This is a genomic window from Psychrobacillus sp. FSL K6-2836, from assembly GCF_038003085.1.
Classification (GTDB): Bacteria; Bacillota; Bacilli; order Bacillales_A; family Planococcaceae; genus Psychrobacillus.
Window position 1 is genome coordinate 2,892,160 of sequence record NZ_JBBOOM010000001.1, and the last position, 15,661, is coordinate 2,907,820.

Sequence of the window (15,661 nt, forward strand, 5' to 3'; positions counted from 1 at the left end):
AAAATATAGTAGACAGTTTACTATGCTAATGATAGCTATATATTGCCCACGTATAAACAAAAAAGGTTTGCATCGCTCATTTTTAGGGCAATACATATAGGGGATTATTGAAAAGTATATTGGAGGTAGAACATTGAAGACTAGAATTACGATTTTTACATTATTTTTTATAGGTATGACTTTTTCTACAGCAAGTGCTGAAGAACTATTATTGGACCAATTGAATTTACCAAATAAACATATAGAAGACAAGCTTGTCTTTGAGGAAAATTCTAAAATTCTTCCGGATCCAGCTATACATAATGTAATAGAAGGGGACAACTTATATGATATTGCGGCTGCTTATAATATTTCGGTTGATCTACTAATTGAGTGGAATGGATTGACTGATCATGTGATTTATCCAAAAGACCAGCTTGTGTTAAGTAAAGATGCTGAATTGGTTAAGCACCCGGATTCTATACCACCAGATGGACCAGGAATAGAGATGATAGTGGAGGCAACTGCCTATACGGCCTATTGCTATGGCTGTATTGGCATAACCGCTTACGGTATAGATTTAAGAAATAATCCAGAGGAAAAAGTGATTGCAGTGGATCCGACAGTTATTCCACTTGGTACTAAAGTGTGGGTGGAAGGCTACGGTGAGGCGATTGCTGGAGATACTGGCGGTGCGATAAAGGGTAATAGAATTGATGTTTTCATTCCTACTTATGATGGGGCGATTGAGTGGGGCAGACAGGAGATAGTACTGAAAATTATGGAATGATTTCTGTGGGCAATTTTGTATTTCTGATGGATAAGAATCACAGTATCTTTCTATTACCTACGCATAGCTACCTGAGTAGCTTTATATTTGCGTGACGGAACGATGTGGGATAGTCGTTGCTAAATTTGGCAACGACCTTTGCTAAGGAGAACCAAATTGTTGTGAACTTAGAATGAGGTACTTGTACTATTTTTAAAGCCATTTTTCCAAACAGATTTTAGTTGTTTGGGAGGATGGTTTCTTTTTATTTTGTACGAATGTTTGTTTTTGAAAGTTTTTGGGCAATACTTAGTCAAATTTAAAAGTGATTGAAAGATTGCTTGTAAGGAGGATTTAGTATTGAAAGCAAAAACGATATTAATGATTATAGTCGTTACTTTTTCGATGAGTTCGGTAACGTATGCTGCTGACCCATTTCTAGTCGCCACGAGTGACGGAGATGGATATGATATATATATGTCAGATAGCGAGACGGATTTTATTCTTTTTGATGATGCTTTAAATCTTGAACTAGCCTATGATTTTCTTTTTGAGCCTTTGACATACACAGTGGAAAAGGGGGATAATCTATTTCGGATTGCCCTTGAGCACAGTATTTCATTGGAATCCCTGATGGAATGGAATAATATTGAGGGGGAATTAATCTTCCCGGGTGACGTGTTGAATGTAAGTGAGGACAGAATCCCTGAAACTGTTAATAATGTAGCAGTTGCATCAACTTTAGCTAGAAGTTCCCCACCTACTAACGTGTCCGAGGAACCAAAAGTACCCGCGTCGTCTTCTATAATAGAACCAGTAAGTTCCGGAGAAGAGATGATTGTTACCGCTACTGCCTATACAGCCTATTGTGAGGGGTGTTCAGGAACGACGGCATATGGAATTGATTTGCGAGCAAACCCTGATCAAAAAGTAATAGCCGTAGATCCACGTATAATCCCACTAGGCACAAAAGTGTGGGTAGAAGGCTATGGTGAAGCTATAGCTGGTGACACTGGAGGAGCTATTAAAGGAAATAAAATTGATGTATTCATCCCTTCATATGATAATGCAATTGCTTGGGGAGTCAAAGAAGTAAAAATTAAAGTAATCAACTAAACTAAAATCCAGACCAGCTATTATTTGCTGATCTGGACTTTTTTTGTAGAAAGTGTATTTTTATTAGTTAGTTTTTATGAGTAAGTAAATAAAATAAGGAGCACCAAGAACAGAGATAACGATTCCAACTGGTAATTCCATCGGTGCTAGAATGACTCGGCCAAGTGTATCTGCAAGTAATAATAACAGTGCTCCTAGCAAAGCTGATAGCGGTAATAACTTGGCATGTGAAGCACCTACTAAACGTCGGGCCATATGCGGAGCGATTAAACCGAGAAAAGTAATTCCTCCTCCAACTGAAACACAAACACCAGCTATCGCAACCGAAATGAAAAGCAGGAATCGTCTCTCTTTTTCAGTATTGGCACCGACACCTATGGCGATAGAATCTCCTAGCTTTAATACATCCAATACTCGAGATTTATAAAGAACAATTGGAATTAAAACAACTAACCAAAGAGCAATTGTCCATACGAATGTCCAATTCGTTCCCCAAATACTACCAGAAAGCCAAACGATAGCTTTCATAAAGTTAATCGGTTCCATTTTCATTTGGAAGATAGTGAGACCGGCTCCAAATGCAGCATTAATCCCAATACCAACGAGTATAAGCCGAACTGGTGTTACTCGACCATTCTTCCAGGAAAGAATGTAAATAAGGAATGCAGCAGTAAACCCACCGATTAGTGCAGTGAAGGGCATGATGAAAATAGATAGCCATCCTGTTATAAATACAGTCCCTTGGAAAAAGAACATATAAAGGACAACTGTAAAGCCTGCACCGGCATTGATCCCTAGAATACCTGGATCGGCAAGTGGGTTCCCAGAAATTCCTTGCAAAATAGCACCCGATATAGAAATGCCCAAACCAACGAGTAATGCCATAAATATTCGAGGTAAACGGAACTCGAATATAGTTAGTTCATTCTGAGGAGTACCATTTCCAAATAATGTAGCAACAACATCAGTTATCGGTATTTTCATATATCCTGCATTAATACTTATAAGAACGGCAACAATGATTAATACAAAGGTAGTGACCATAAGAAATTTATACTTTGCCTCGATTTTAGATAAAGTGTTTGGCATTATAATCCTCTCCCCTCTTTACGTGCTAGATAGAGGAAGAACGGTACACCAATAAGCGCAGTAATTGCACTGACGGGTGTTTCAAACGGGGGATTTACCATACGTCCAATGATATCAGCAGTTATCAATAATATTCCGCCTAAAATAGCTGAGCAGGGAATGATCCAACGATAATCGACCCCTACTAAAAATCTAGTGATGTGAGGGATTACAAGACCTACAAATCCAATCATACCGGCAATGGATACTGCAGCTCCAGTTAAAAGAAGGACGGCAATTGTCCCTAAAAGTTGTATGGAACCAGTCCGTTGACCAAGTCCTTTTGCGACATCCTCTCCTAAACTTAACACGGAGATAGAACGGGAGAGGATTAACGCTAATATAAGTCCTACAACGATAAATGGAGTAGCAAATAAAATATGCTGCGGTTGAATACTAGAAACACCTCCAGCATACCAGTAGCTGATATCCTTCGATACATTGAACTTAATACCGATAGCTGTAGATAGGGAACTTAGTAGTGAAGTGATGGCTGAACCAACCAGCGCTAATTTCACAGGAGTAACTCCACCCTTTGCCATAGCAGAAATTCCAAATACTAAAGCAGCACCGAGCCCAGCCCCAACGAATGAGAACATCATTAATCCCAAATAGCTTATACCTGGTAGGATAGCCAGTGCAATGGCTATTAAAAAAGATGAACCAGAGGTCACTCCCATTATGGAGGGAGAGGCTAAAGGATTTCGTGTCATTCCTTGCATAATTGCACCAGAAACGGCCAATGCCGCTCCAACACAAATAGCAGCAACAGCACGAGGTAGACGTAGTTCACGAATAATAACATGGGATGAATTGTCTGGATCAAAATGTAAAATAGCGTTCCATACATCCTGATAATTTAAGTTAGATGCTCCAAAATTTATAGACACTATCACACTAAGGCCTAGTAATACAATACCGATGATAATTACTAAAGAGCTCGTGAATGGGTTTTTAAAATCGCTCGTCGTAGTTTTAAGATGCTTTAATTTTTTATTCATATGTATATTATCTCCATCATTTATAAAAATTAAATATTGACAAATAACAAATTCTGTATTCTAATTGAAATCGAGAATCATTATCAATAAAGTTAGTATACCATATGAAAAGGGAGATTAACATGAAAAATTTACTAGATAAAAATAAGTGGATGCAATTAGTCGGAGCAGGTGCCTTGGCTTTAACATTAGCTGCTTGTGGTGATGAAGAAACGACAGAAGATCAGACTACAACAGACCAAACAGAAGAACAAGCAACTGATACACAGGAAAGTGATACTCGTACATTGACAGATGCGATGGGCAATGAAGTAGTAATACCAGCCAACCCAGAACGTGTACTAGCTTCGTACTTAGAAGATAATTTAGTAGCATTAGGGATAACACCTGTTGCGCAATGGAGTGTAAAAGACGGAGCTAGCATTCAAGGATACCTGCAAGGCGACTTAAAAGACGTTCCTATGATTCCTCATGACCTTCCATTCGAGGCAGTTCAAGAATATGCACCAGATTTGATCATTATGGACTCAGCAAGCATGGTGGAAGGCGGTAAATACGAGCAGTATAGTAAAATCGCTCCAACATATGTAATTGGAACAGAAGTAAACAACGATTGGCGCGATGAGTTAAAACGTGTGGGAGAAGTATTTGGTAAAGAAGACGAAGCTCAAAAGGCATTGGATGCTTATGATACAAAAGCTGCTGAAGCAAAAGCAACGATTGAAGCTGAAGTAGGGAACCCTTCGGTAGCAGCAGTATGGCTAGTAGGTGGGAAATTCTTCGTCGTAGGAGAAAATCTATCTAGTGGTGCTGTAATGTATGGTGATTTAGGGTTGAAGAAACCTGCAGTAGTGAAGGAAATCTCTGCAAGCGCAACTGGTAACTGGAGTGAAATCTCTTTAGAAAAATTGGTTGAGTTAGATGCTGAGCATTTGTTCCTGATTAACAGTGATACAACAAGCGGTTCTGCAGCTTTAAGTGATGCATTATGGAATAGTGTACCTGCAGTAAAAGCAGGAAATGTATATGAATTCTCACCAGACGAAAGCTGGTTATATACCGGAACAATTGCAAACACACAAATTATCGATAATATTTTGAAAAGCCTTATAAAATAATTAAAGTAGAAGCTATCTCTGAGTTGTTGGGAGATAGCTTTTATTTATTCTAGCTCTTCAGCCAATTTAGATCTTCGAAACCTTCTATGACGCTTAAATTCCTTCATCTCTCCCATCGTTTGATAGGACAATCGAACATGATAGTAATTGATATACTCTGCTAGAGCAAAAAGATATAGAAAGAGAAACCAATACAATTCTTTTGGATAACTTATCAATTCATATATAACGAGAACAAAGCCAACTCCTAGAAGAAATAAATTCACTCTCTTCAGACCACGGAATAATTTTAGTTGATACTCGGGCAGATTAGAGAAATCCCTCCGCCTAGCTTGTCTCCATTTCAAATACCAATAATAACTTCCCTGTAATAAAAGAAATTCTAGTAATAGAAAGGCAAACAAAGGAGTGAAAGAGGTTAAGTATGGTTTTGTCCATTCATGACTAGTTAAAAACATTAGCCATACCGTTGCAAACATTATTGTTGCAGCCAATTCCCCTGAAAATAAATTAAATAGTTTTTTTGTAAGTTTGTGATACATTCAACCACCTCATTTGAGTTAAAATAAAAAAATAGAATCGCTTTAGTCATTTAATTTACTAAAGGGTTGAGAAGAAGTGCAGAATGTTGCATAATAAGAAAATTAATATGGATATAATAGGAGCTGTTTACATGTCAATCAAGACGCAAGCAAAAGGTAATTTGCAGCAACAAAACGCCGTTTTACAAAACCGCGGACGCCTACTAGTAAAATGTCCCGATAAACCAGGAATTGTTTCCGTATTATCGACATTTCTACATGCACATAATTCAAACATAATCGAATCCAGCCAGTACTCCAGTAATCCAGAGAACGGTACATTTTTTATACGGATTGCTTATCATTGTGATGGGTTACTCGAAAAGGCGTCGCAAATGGAAAAGGATTTCGAACAAATTGCTGCGGCGCATAATATGGAATATAGCTTTAACTATTTGCATGAGCGTACACGTTCAGCAATCTTTGTTTCTAAGGAACCGCATTGTTTAATGGAGCTTCTATGGGAATGGCAAAACGGGGATTTGGATACCGATATTGTCGTAGTCATTAGTAATCACGAAGAAGCGCGTCCATTTGTTGAAGCTTTAGGCATTCCATATCATTATATCCCAGCAAACAAAGAAATACGAAAACAAGTGGAAGCTGAACAAATTCGCTTAATGGAACAATACAATGTTGACTTATTAATTCTGGCTCGTTATATGCAAATATTAACACCAGAGTTTGTGGATCATTTTGAAAATCGCATTATCAATATCCACCATTCGTTCTTACCAGCATTCATCGGAGCCGGTCCATACGAGCGAGCCTACGAACGTGGAGTAAAACTGATTGGAGCTACTTCTCACTATGTAACAAATAATTTAGATGAAGGTCCTATTATCGAACAAGACGTAGAGCGGGTTGATCATCGTGATGACGTTGTAGAGCTAAAGAAAATTGGTCGCACGATTGAACGTCGAGTATTAGCAAAAGCAGTTAAGTGGCATTTAGAGAACCGTATTATCGTCGAAGGTAATAAGACGATTGTGTTCCACTAAGCCAAAAGTTGTAAAGACCTATATAGGTTGAATGTGCTAGTAATTCTGTATATAATGAACATAGCAACATAGACTATAAAGACTGGATACGCGAATATCCAGTCAGCAATTACAGACCGCAGAAAGAGCGGTTGGTCCAGGCTCAGAATAACCGTCAAACCTTTAGCTCAGGGGACGGTTATTTCTTTTTTACAAAGAAAATGATAATGGTCACTACTATGGAAAAGGTTGCTATTAGTACAGCGCTAAGCTGGATCAACAAACTCATCATCTGGTATGTTGTCATGGCAACACCTCCTAACGAAAAAAGTGACCAGCCGCCCACCCTACTATGTAATTGCCAACTTATTATAACACAAAAGAGAACTTATGTTCTATTTTTGTTCATTCTATTGCGATTCGATGCAGCAGACTTGCGATTTGTTGTCAGGCTGGATGCTTCTCGCAAATGCTTACCCAATGTAAACGAGGCTGGGACAGAACCCAAAAACAGCATTTTTCTCTGTGAGAAAAATGCTGTTTTTTTGCTGTGTACAAAATTGATTTCCATTCCAGGGACGCTTTCCACGGGCGTGGCCTGAGCCTGTAGTCTCAGGCGTCACGCTATTCCCGTAGGAGTCGCCCCTCCATTCCAATCAATTTCATTAAGTATCCATTATTTAGTAAAGGTTTCTCCTTATCCAATAAAATTTCTACTTCTGTCCCAGCCTCTTTTACTAAATTTGAATCGGTTTCTTCGCTCGGATATCTCCTAAGAAGAACTTTCCATAAGGAATCATTTTTTGGATAGCGATGGACGCTATAATTGGTATCATTAACCCTAGAGTAGTAAAACCAATAATACCGTATTGGAAATAATCGTTCAGGATAATATCGGTGAAAATATGCAAATACATAATAGTAATCGAGTGCTTTTCAATTTTTGCCAACCAGTCTAGAGATAGAATGGTAGTAATTCTTTGGAACAGACCAAGAATAGCGATAATAAACGCAATAGGAATGACTAAGTCGAGCAGTAAATGATCATACCGCAGGAACTTCATACTAAGGTGATAATCAATAAAACCTAGTTTATCTGTTATTATTGCGGTGATTGCAACGATTAGAGCACCTAGTAACCATGGTCTCGTAATGTTCATCCAAATCGTTTTACCGTAATAACCAAGAGCGAAATAGACGATTGCCATTAGAACTACATCTAGGTTCCAAAGCATAGGAATTGTTTGGGAGGCTTTGTCTGGAGCCCCGCTAATATATTGCATAGCGAAAATACTTTCTAAATGAGCAACAATATAAAAGACGATAAGTAATCCAATTTGTTTGACACGACTTAAATACTTTGTCATCATCATGAATAATAAATACGTAAAGAATAATGTCGTTACGAACCAGAAAACTCCATAAGCACCACGTGCAAACCGACCTGCAATTACTAGTTTCCATAAATCTTGCAAGTACCAGGATACATCAAAGTTACCTCCCGCAAGCTCCATTCCGTATCGAACAGTTGTAATAGCTACTAGGAAAAACAAATAAGGAACTATTAGTTGTAAGAATCTTTTTTTAATAGGAATTTTTGTGTCTTGTTCTTCTTTTAATTCTTTAAAAAATAATCCACTCAATAAGAAAAAAGCTGGCATATGAAACCAGTATATATAAGTGATGAATGGGAAATTCAATTCACCTGGATAATGTCCGATAACAACTAATATCATTAAAAATCCTTTTGTTACATCGACCCATGTTAAACGCTTGTTAGCCATAAAACTTCCTCCATAACATAATATCTATGTTTGTTTATCCGTTTTTGGGTAATTATAAACGTATATTGTGTTTCAATTATATTACATATTTTTAAAAGGAGTTTTGTTATATGTTGGAAATAATTTGTTTTGGTGATAGTATTACTGCTAGAAAAGAGGGGCATCCATCGCCCATATTAACTCATAAATTGTCGTCAAAAATGACTGATTATGAATTTATCAATGCGGGCGTATCTGGAAATACAACGGAGCAAGCGATGTTCCGCTTCAATAAAGATGTACTATCTAAAAGACCAGATGCGGTTACGGTATTGTTTGGAGCAAATGATTCGGCAACTCATAAATTTGTAGATTTAGATACATTTAAGCGGAATATTTCTTTATTCGCCAAGCAGATTGGTTCTGAGAAGACGATATTGATAAGCCCTGCTCCTGTGGATGAATCTCTTCAGCCGAATAGAACGAATGAGCGTATGAAGCAATATGCCTTGGCTGTTCAGGAGGTTGCCGAAGAAACAGGGAGCTATTTTATCGATTTCTTTCATATTTTTTATTCTCAGCCAAACTACAAGGAGCTTTTAGTCGGCGAGAAGAATGATGGACTGCATTTTGGTGAGGCGGGCTATGAACTGCTTTCTGATTTAATAGTTCAAAAATTAGAGGAGATGGAGATTGAGGATGGTTTCTTCAAAAAACTAGTAGACCGATTAATGAGAGGCTAGTATTTTTCTGTCGATTATTGGAAATGATAGTAGGAAGATTCGGACGAGGAGTGAATTTTCTTGCTACAATTACAAACAGAGTTGGAAGGAAAAGAAATTGGGTTTGGTGATTTAAGAAGTAGAATAGATAGCCTTGGCTACACAATAGGTGGAAATTGGGATTACCATAAAGGCAGTTTTGACAATGTATTGTGGCGAGATGAAGGGGAAACAATCTACTTGCGACTTCCATTTGAAGTGGTGGAAGGAGAGCTAGACAATTACGATGCGCAAATTAAGTTTCAAACGCCTTATGTCATCAAGCATGTAGTCAATGTAGGCTTAGACGAGGATGAGAATTCACTGCTCACATCAACTGGCTTCAATCAATTCCAAGATCCAGTTGATAAGGACGGGCATATTGCCAACAAAAATAAATGGACAGTAGCTGGAGAGCAAGCAGTTGAGAAAATCGTAAGGTTAGTCCAATAAAAAAGAGATCATTTCGTAGTGGATGCGAAGTGATCTTTTTTAATAGATAGCGTATATAAAAGTGTCCTGTGAACACTGGGTTTGTGGCATTTTTAAAAATGAATATTACGACTGATTTCCGTTTCAGGAAGTGAAATAGCGAACGAAATTGCATCTTCGAGAGCCTCCTTTATCAATAGGAAAGTAGCTTTTCTCTAGTTATCCAAAAACGTACTTACCTGTTTCTAAAAGTTGTAGGAGGGTGTGAACACTGGGCTCATGAGTTTTTAAAGAATGAATAATCCTATGATTTTTGTTACATGTGGACGCTTTCCGCGGGCGTTGCCTCAGCCTCCTCACTGGAAAACATATGCTCCTGCGCTTACTCGTCGCAAAGACATTGGTCAAGGCCGATGTCTTCGCTGCGGGGTCTTCGCCTAACGCTGTTCCCGCTGGAGTCGCCGCATTCCACTACAATCAATTATAGTGTAGTACTACAATATAAATTGTAACAAAGTATATCGCTTAGATGATAAAAGAAGTCAAAGTTAAAAGAGGGATAAAACCGTAATTTAAGTGGTTTTATATCGAGATACCTTATTAGATAAAGCGGACCTAATTGATTGGAGCGTAGAGTGGCGACTCCAGCCGGGAATAGCATGAGCTGAAGACCCTGGACAGAGCGTAGCGAAGGAAGCGGCTGAAGCCATGCCGGCGGAAAGCGTCCGCTCGTAGCGGAAATCATTGGCATATCTAAGTGTTTGTTTTTAGAGGACCGGGCGTCTTTTTATCCGGTTTTTCTTAGCCCCCTAAGTTACCCTAAAGCCCCCACACTTACAATATTCTCTGTATTTCATTATAATAGAAGCATTAGAGATGTAACTGGAAAGGAAAGCGACCGATGAAATATGAACGAATGATTAATTCGGAGCAAGAAACAAGGACTCTTGCTGAGCAACTGGCAACTCGCTTACATGCCGGAGATGTATTGACGCTAGAAGGCGATTTAGGAGCAGGTAAAACGACATTCACAAAAAGTGTGGCGAAGGGGCTAGGAATTACACGAAACGTAAATAGCCCAACGTTTACTATATTAAAGCAATATGAGGGCAGACTGCCGTTAAATCATTTAGATGTCTACCGACTTGCGGACAGTGATGAGGATTTAGGATGGGACGAGCTGTTTTATGGGAATGCGGTTAGTATTATTGAATGGGCTCATTTAATAGAAGAGGATTTGCCAGCGGAACGATTGGCGGTTCAGATTATTCGGCTGGATGAGGATGCTCGAAAATTTACGTTTATGCCACTTGGCAAACGATATGAACAATTATGTGAGGAGCTTTTTGGATGATTTGGTTAGGAATAGATACGTCACAAACACCGCTTGCGGTAGCTATTGTAAAGGATGAACAAGTACTTGCTGAGTACAAGTCTTCCGTGAAAATTACTCACTCGATCGGTGCTATGCCAGCGATTGAAGAATTAATGGAAAAGGCGAATATCAAGCCGGGTGAAATAGAGGCAATTGCTGTAGCGAAAGGACCCGGTTCTTATACAGGAGTTCGTATTGGAGTAACGATTGGAAAAACACTCGCTTGGACACTAAATATACCGATATATTCGGTGTCGAGCTTACATGTACTTGCCGAGAACGTCCCGTATTTCCAAGGGGTTGTTTGTTCCATTATGGATGCACGTCGCGGCAATGTATTTGCTGGAATTTATATGAACGGTGAAGTAGTAAAGGAAGCGCATATGTCATTAGTAGATTTACTGACAACTCTGGATAATTTGGAACAGCCGGTTTTATTTGTCGGTATGGACGTTACAATTCACTGGGATTCAATAAAAGAAGTTCTTGGAGAAAAGGTTCAACGGGTTAATGCCGCTTTCGATTTACCAAATGCAGCTGTATTAATAGAAATGGCGAAAAAAATGGAGCCTTCCGAAGTACATACAGTTGTGCCAGAGTATTTGCGTATTACCGAAGCAGAGGCAAACTGGATGAAAGAGCAGAAGAAAAATGGAAACTAATATAACGTATCGAAAAATGACTTTAGATGATATAGATCAAGTACTGTTGATCGAACAGGAGGCATTCGACACACCGTGGACGAGGGAAGCCTTTGTGCACGAAATGACGACAAATTTGTATTCACATTATCTTGTTGCTGAAACAGAAGCAAAAGATATAATCGGGTACTGTGGCATGTGGGTAGTGATGGATGAAAGTCATATTACTAATGTGGCAGTAGCCGAGCGAATGCGTGGAAACAAAATTGGCGAAGGATTGATGCGTGAAGCTATCCGTGCTGTAACGGAGCAGAATGTAGTGCTCATGACGCTAGAAGTTAGAGTATCAAATGATGTGGCGAAGAACTTGTATCATAAACTTAACTTCCAAGATGGAGGCATACGGAAAAACTATTATTCAGACACCGGAGAGGATGCACTTGTGATGTGGGTGGAATTCAAATGATAAAAGACCAATATATATTAGGAATAGAAACGAGCTGTGATGAAACAGCAGCATCGATTGTGAAAAATGGACAAGAGATTATTTCCAATGTAGTCGCTTCACAAATCGAAAGCCATAAACGATTTGGTGGAGTAGTGCCGGAAATTGCATCGAGACATCATGTGGAGCAAATTACGATTGTCATCGAAGAAGCATTAAAACAGGCGGGAATGACGCCTAAGGAAATAGATGCAGTAGCAGTAACTGAAGGTCCAGGTTTAGTAGGCGCGCTTTTAATAGGTATAAATGCAGCGAAAGCGTTCGCTTTTGCACATGGACTTCCACTTGTTGGTGTCCATCATATCGCGGGGCATATTTACGCAAATGCATTAGTGCAAAAGATGGAATTTCCACTTCTTGCGTTAGTCGTTTCCGGTGGACATACGGAGCTTGTATTAATGAAGGAAGATGGTCTGTTCGAATTAATCGGTGAGACTAGAGATGATGCTGCTGGGGAAGCGTACGACAAAGTAGCCCGAGTATTGAATCTTCCGTATCCAGGAGGTCCACATATTGATAAGCTTGCTAACGAAAGTGACAAAGCATTGCAATTTCCAAGGGCATGGCTAGAAGAAGGGTCATATGATTTTAGCTTCAGTGGATTAAAATCAGCAGTTATCAATTATCAACATAATGCCGAGCAACGTGGAGAAGAGATTAATCCGAACCATCTAGCTGCAGGATTCCAACAAAGTGTAGTAGAAGTGTTAACGACAAAAACTATTCGTGCAGCACGTGAGTTTAAAGTGAAGCAGGTCATAGCTGCAGGTGGAGTTGCTGCCAATAAAGGACTTCGTACTTCACTAGAGGATGCTTTTACAAAAGAAAATATACCTTTTTATGTACCACCTATCAAACTATGTACAGATAATGCTGCCATGATTGCAGCCGCAGGAAATTCTAAATTTTCGGCAGGACATACAAGTAATATGTCGATGAATGGTAGACCAGGTTTAGAATTAAATAGTTGGAACTAAGTGAAATCCTCTTTTCTTCGACAAGAAAAGAGGATTTTTTAACACGGATTTTAGGAGTTGTCAATAGAGAACATTCGTACTTATGCACAATTTGTGGACAACATGTGCATAAGTCGTCAAAAAACTATATATAGTATGATTATTATACACATCTATGTGGATAATGTAGTTTTTTGATTGTGGACAATGTGGATAAAGCTGTTGATAGATTGATATAACTAGTTTTTTGGTGTGAATAAATATGTGGAGAAAAATTATTACAAAATAGTACTTGACCAACATATATGTATACGATTCGACATAATATCAAACAAGCCATAGAACATGAGAAGGATTAATGTTGAACTTGTAGAACTTATAGAAATAAGTGAGAAAATAACTGGAGATGCAAAAAACAATGTTAGGATTTCACCAATACTCAATTATAAAATTGGTTCTGGTCCAATCTATTATTTCATAAATAATGATTGAATAAAAAATCTCTATACGATAATAAATATTTTTTAATTCTTAGGAGGAGACTTAGTGAAAATGTTTTTTCAGTATAATTGGGTGGTTAGGGAAGAATGGTATCAATGGTGTAAGAGATTAAGTGAAGAAGATCTGTTATGCAAACGTACAGGTGGAATAGGCAGTATTTTAGAAACCTTATTTCATATAGCTGATGTGGAATGGAGTTGGATTCGCATTTTGCAAGGCAAGCCAGACTTTCAAGAGAGGTTTGAAGATTATAATACGCTTGAAAAAGTACGGCAATTAGACGCTGAATTTCGATTGGAAGTCGAAGCCTTTGTAAACGACTGGAATGATAGCATGGAAAGTCGCATACTTTACGATACGTTGCCAGATGGAAGGATTGAACAGGATACTTGGGGTGAAGTTATTCGACATGTAATTGCTCATGAGATACACCATATCGGACAATTATCAATCTGGGCAAGAGAATTAGGAAAAAAACCGATATCTGCTAATGTAATTGGACGTGGACTTGCTGATTCAGCAAAAGAATAAATGATTCACAAGACAAACGGAGTTGTAATTTACCGCACATATTCGATGAAGTTTTATCTTTATCGGGGGCATCTGATTACCTTAAAAATAAGTGAAAAATCTATTGAGGCAATTATAAGTCAGGATAAAATACAATTGAATAATTATAGTTCATTTTTAGGTATGATGTTCCCTTATTCAAAAGTATATGAGGAGTTTATCTTTTCAAAAAAGTCCTTAGATACTTGGGTAAATGAGAAAACAAAAAATAGGAACGAGTTTTCTAAAGATAATTAGGAAGAATCAGTTATGTTCTATACACATATTTTGGGATTCAAAGGATTAGGTCATTTTTAGAAAAGGTAAAAGAGTGCAACTGCTAAAATATTTTTCTAACAGCTTTTTTCAAATGTTGTAAAACGATGGGGGACATAATGTTGAATACGACAAGTATAGAGGCCGTAAAGAGGCATTTGGATAAATACTTTAATAAAATTCATCAAAAGAATACTCAATCAAGCATCCAAATTCTGATTGATAGTAAAAAGTTAGATTTTCAGTATAACTATTCATCAGAAGATTCAAACCAACCTTTCCATATTGCAAGTATTGGTAAAATGTTTACTGCTACTCTAATAATGATTTTAATAGAAAGAAATAGTTTATCCTTACACGATCCAATATCAAATTATTTTACAAATATAGAACTTGAAAATCTCTTTATATTTAAGGATAAAGATTATATGAAAGAAGTTACCGTAGAACAATTATTAGCGCATACTTCAGGAATCGGTGATTATTTCGAAGATCCAGTAAATTCAGGTAGTCCGATGTCTAAATTGATCGTTTCCGAATCTGAAAAGAAATGGACTCCTTATGAATTAGTTGAATTCACACGGAAAAGGCAAAAAGCTGCAGGGATACCTGGGAAGGTCTTTCATTACTCAGATACTGGTTATATTTTACTTGGTTTAATCATTGAAAAAGTTTCAGGAAAACCATTTCATGAGAATCTACATGATGAAATCTTTACCCCACTTGGAATGCAGGACTCTTATATGCTATTCTATTCGGAACCTAAAAATCCCCTACAAAAATTTCAAAAGATTTGGCTTAACGGCACAGATGTAACAGACTTTCAAAGTCTAAGTGTGGACTGGTCGGGAGGTGGAATAATATCTACTCCAAATGATCTTCTTTCTTTTAATAGAGCTTTTAGAGAAGGAAGATTATTTAATGAAGAAAAAATACAGTTTATGGAAAAATTCGAACATAAATTCAGAACTGGTATTCACTATGGAACAGGGCTAATGGAAATCCGATTTGAAGAGTTCTTTTTTCTATTGAAAGGGTTACCAAGAGTAAGAGGGCATATTGGAGTTCTTTCAACTCATTTGTTTTATGACCCATCTACTGAGACCCATATTATTATGAGTTTTGGATCGAGTAAACTAATGGTTCAAAGTTTCAAGGCATTAATTGAAATTATTAGACAACTAAAAAGAGTAAAATCATAAGCAATTAGAAAAGGTAATGAAGCCAAAA

The 15,661-nt window shown here is 37.8% G+C and carries 17 protein-coding genes; 13 read left to right on the plus strand and 4 right to left on the minus strand.

The window, feature by feature from the left end; all coding sequences use genetic code 11:
* Positions 1–133: 133 nt before the first annotated feature.
* Together MKY37_RS13840 and MKY37_RS13845 are read left to right on the plus strand one after the other, a co-directional pair.
* The gene (locus MKY37_RS13840; RefSeq protein ID WP_340777991.1) at positions 134–769 is read left to right on the plus strand and encodes a 3D domain-containing protein; all 636 of its coding nucleotides are present in this window, start codon (positions 134–136) and stop codon (positions 767–769) included.
* A gap of 339 nt (positions 770–1,108) precedes the next feature.
* Positions 1,109–1,864 (plus strand): 3D domain-containing protein, encoded by a 756-nt coding sequence (locus MKY37_RS13845; protein ID WP_340777993.1) that lies wholly within the window; start codon positions 1,109–1,111, stop codon positions 1,862–1,864.
* Positions 1,865–1,927: 63 nt separating this feature from the next.
* Here the strand turns inward: MKY37_RS13845 and MKY37_RS13850 are convergent, their stop codons facing one another.
* Together MKY37_RS13850 and MKY37_RS13855 are read right to left on the minus strand one after the other, a co-directional pair.
* Positions 1,928–2,953, minus strand: coding sequence for a FecCD family ABC transporter permease (locus MKY37_RS13850; protein WP_340777994.1), 1,026 nt, complete (start codon positions 2,951–2,953; stop codon positions 1,928–1,930).
* Positions 2,953–3,993, minus strand: coding sequence for a FecCD family ABC transporter permease (locus MKY37_RS13855; protein WP_340777995.1), 1,041 nt, complete (start codon positions 3,991–3,993; stop codon positions 2,953–2,955). The genes MKY37_RS13850 and MKY37_RS13855 overlap by 1 nt, the downstream gene beginning before the upstream one ends.
* Positions 3,994–4,115: 122 nt before the next feature.
* Between MKY37_RS13855 and MKY37_RS13860 the strand changes: the two genes are divergently transcribed.
* Positions 4,116–5,111, plus strand: coding sequence for an ABC transporter substrate-binding protein (locus tag MKY37_RS13860; RefSeq protein WP_340777996.1), 996 nt, complete (start codon positions 4,116–4,118; stop codon positions 5,109–5,111).
* Positions 5,112–5,155: 44 nt separating this feature from the next.
* Here the strand turns inward: MKY37_RS13860 and MKY37_RS13865 are convergent, their stop codons facing one another.
* The gene (locus tag MKY37_RS13865; RefSeq protein WP_340777997.1) at positions 5,156–5,653 is read right to left on the minus strand and encodes a hypothetical protein; all 498 of its coding nucleotides are present in this window, start codon (positions 5,651–5,653) and stop codon (positions 5,156–5,158) included.
* Between the two features lie 137 nt (positions 5,654–5,790).
* Here MKY37_RS13865 and purU point away from each other — a divergent pair, with 137 nt between their 5' ends.
* The gene (purU, locus tag MKY37_RS13870) at positions 5,791–6,693 is read left to right on the plus strand and encodes a formyltetrahydrofolate deformylase (protein WP_445323068.1); all 903 of its coding nucleotides are present in this window, start codon (positions 5,791–5,793) and stop codon (positions 6,691–6,693) included.
* A gap of 716 nt (positions 6,694–7,409) precedes the next feature.
* On the opposite strand, the gene MKY37_RS13875 is transcribed toward purU, so the two are convergent.
* Entirely contained in the window at positions 7,410–8,456 is a 1,047-nt protein-coding gene (locus MKY37_RS13875; protein WP_340777999.1) for an acyltransferase family protein, read from the minus strand.
* A gap of 110 nt (positions 8,457–8,566) precedes the next feature.
* Here MKY37_RS13875 and MKY37_RS13880 point away from each other — a divergent pair, with 110 nt between their 5' ends.
* From MKY37_RS13880 to MKY37_RS13920, 9 genes are all read left to right on the plus strand, one after another.
* A complete protein-coding gene (locus MKY37_RS13880) occupies positions 8,567–9,178 on the plus strand; it encodes an SGNH/GDSL hydrolase family protein (RefSeq protein ID WP_340778001.1) in 612 nt (203 codons plus the stop codon).
* A gap of 60 nt (positions 9,179–9,238) precedes the next feature.
* A complete protein-coding gene (locus MKY37_RS13885) occupies positions 9,239–9,649 on the plus strand; it encodes a YugN family protein (RefSeq protein ID WP_340778002.1) in 411 nt (136 codons plus the stop codon).
* An 880-nt stretch (positions 9,650–10,529) separates the two neighbouring features.
* Positions 10,530–10,982 carry a tRNA (adenosine(37)-N6)-threonylcarbamoyltransferase complex ATPase subunit type 1 TsaE gene (gene tsaE, locus MKY37_RS13890; RefSeq protein WP_340778003.1) on the plus strand — a complete coding sequence of 151 codons (453 nt, stop codon included), beginning with the start codon at positions 10,530–10,532 and terminating at the stop codon, positions 10,980–10,982.
* On the plus strand, positions 10,979–11,665 hold the full coding sequence (gene tsaB / locus MKY37_RS13895; RefSeq protein ID WP_340778004.1) for a tRNA (adenosine(37)-N6)-threonylcarbamoyltransferase complex dimerization subunit type 1 TsaB: 687 nt from the start codon (positions 10,979–10,981) through the stop codon (positions 11,663–11,665). The genes tsaE and tsaB overlap by 4 nt, the downstream gene beginning before the upstream one ends.
* The gene (gene rimI, locus MKY37_RS13900; protein ID WP_340778006.1) at positions 11,655–12,110 is read left to right on the plus strand and encodes a ribosomal protein S18-alanine N-acetyltransferase; all 456 of its coding nucleotides are present in this window, start codon (positions 11,655–11,657) and stop codon (positions 12,108–12,110) included. Before tsaB ends, rimI begins: the two co-directional genes overlap by 11 nt.
* Positions 12,107–13,126, plus strand: a complete 1,020-nt coding sequence (gene tsaD / locus MKY37_RS13905; protein WP_340778007.1) for a tRNA (adenosine(37)-N6)-threonylcarbamoyltransferase complex transferase subunit TsaD — start codon at positions 12,107–12,109, stop codon at positions 13,124–13,126. The genes rimI and tsaD overlap by 4 nt, the downstream gene beginning before the upstream one ends.
* Before the next feature lie 525 nt (positions 13,127–13,651).
* On the plus strand, positions 13,652–14,137 hold the full coding sequence (locus MKY37_RS13910) for a DinB family protein (RefSeq protein ID WP_340778008.1): 486 nt from the start codon (positions 13,652–13,654) through the stop codon (positions 14,135–14,137).
* Positions 14,138–14,413: a hypothetical protein gene (locus MKY37_RS13915; protein ID WP_340778009.1), complete on the plus strand. Its 276-nt coding sequence runs from the start codon at positions 14,138–14,140 to the stop codon at positions 14,411–14,413. It abuts the gene before it with no gap.
* Between the two features lie 137 nt (positions 14,414–14,550).
* On the plus strand, positions 14,551–15,633 hold the full coding sequence (locus MKY37_RS13920; protein ID WP_340778011.1) for a serine hydrolase domain-containing protein: 1,083 nt from the start codon (positions 14,551–14,553) through the stop codon (positions 15,631–15,633).
* The last annotated feature ends 28 nt before the right edge of the window (positions 15,634–15,661 follow it).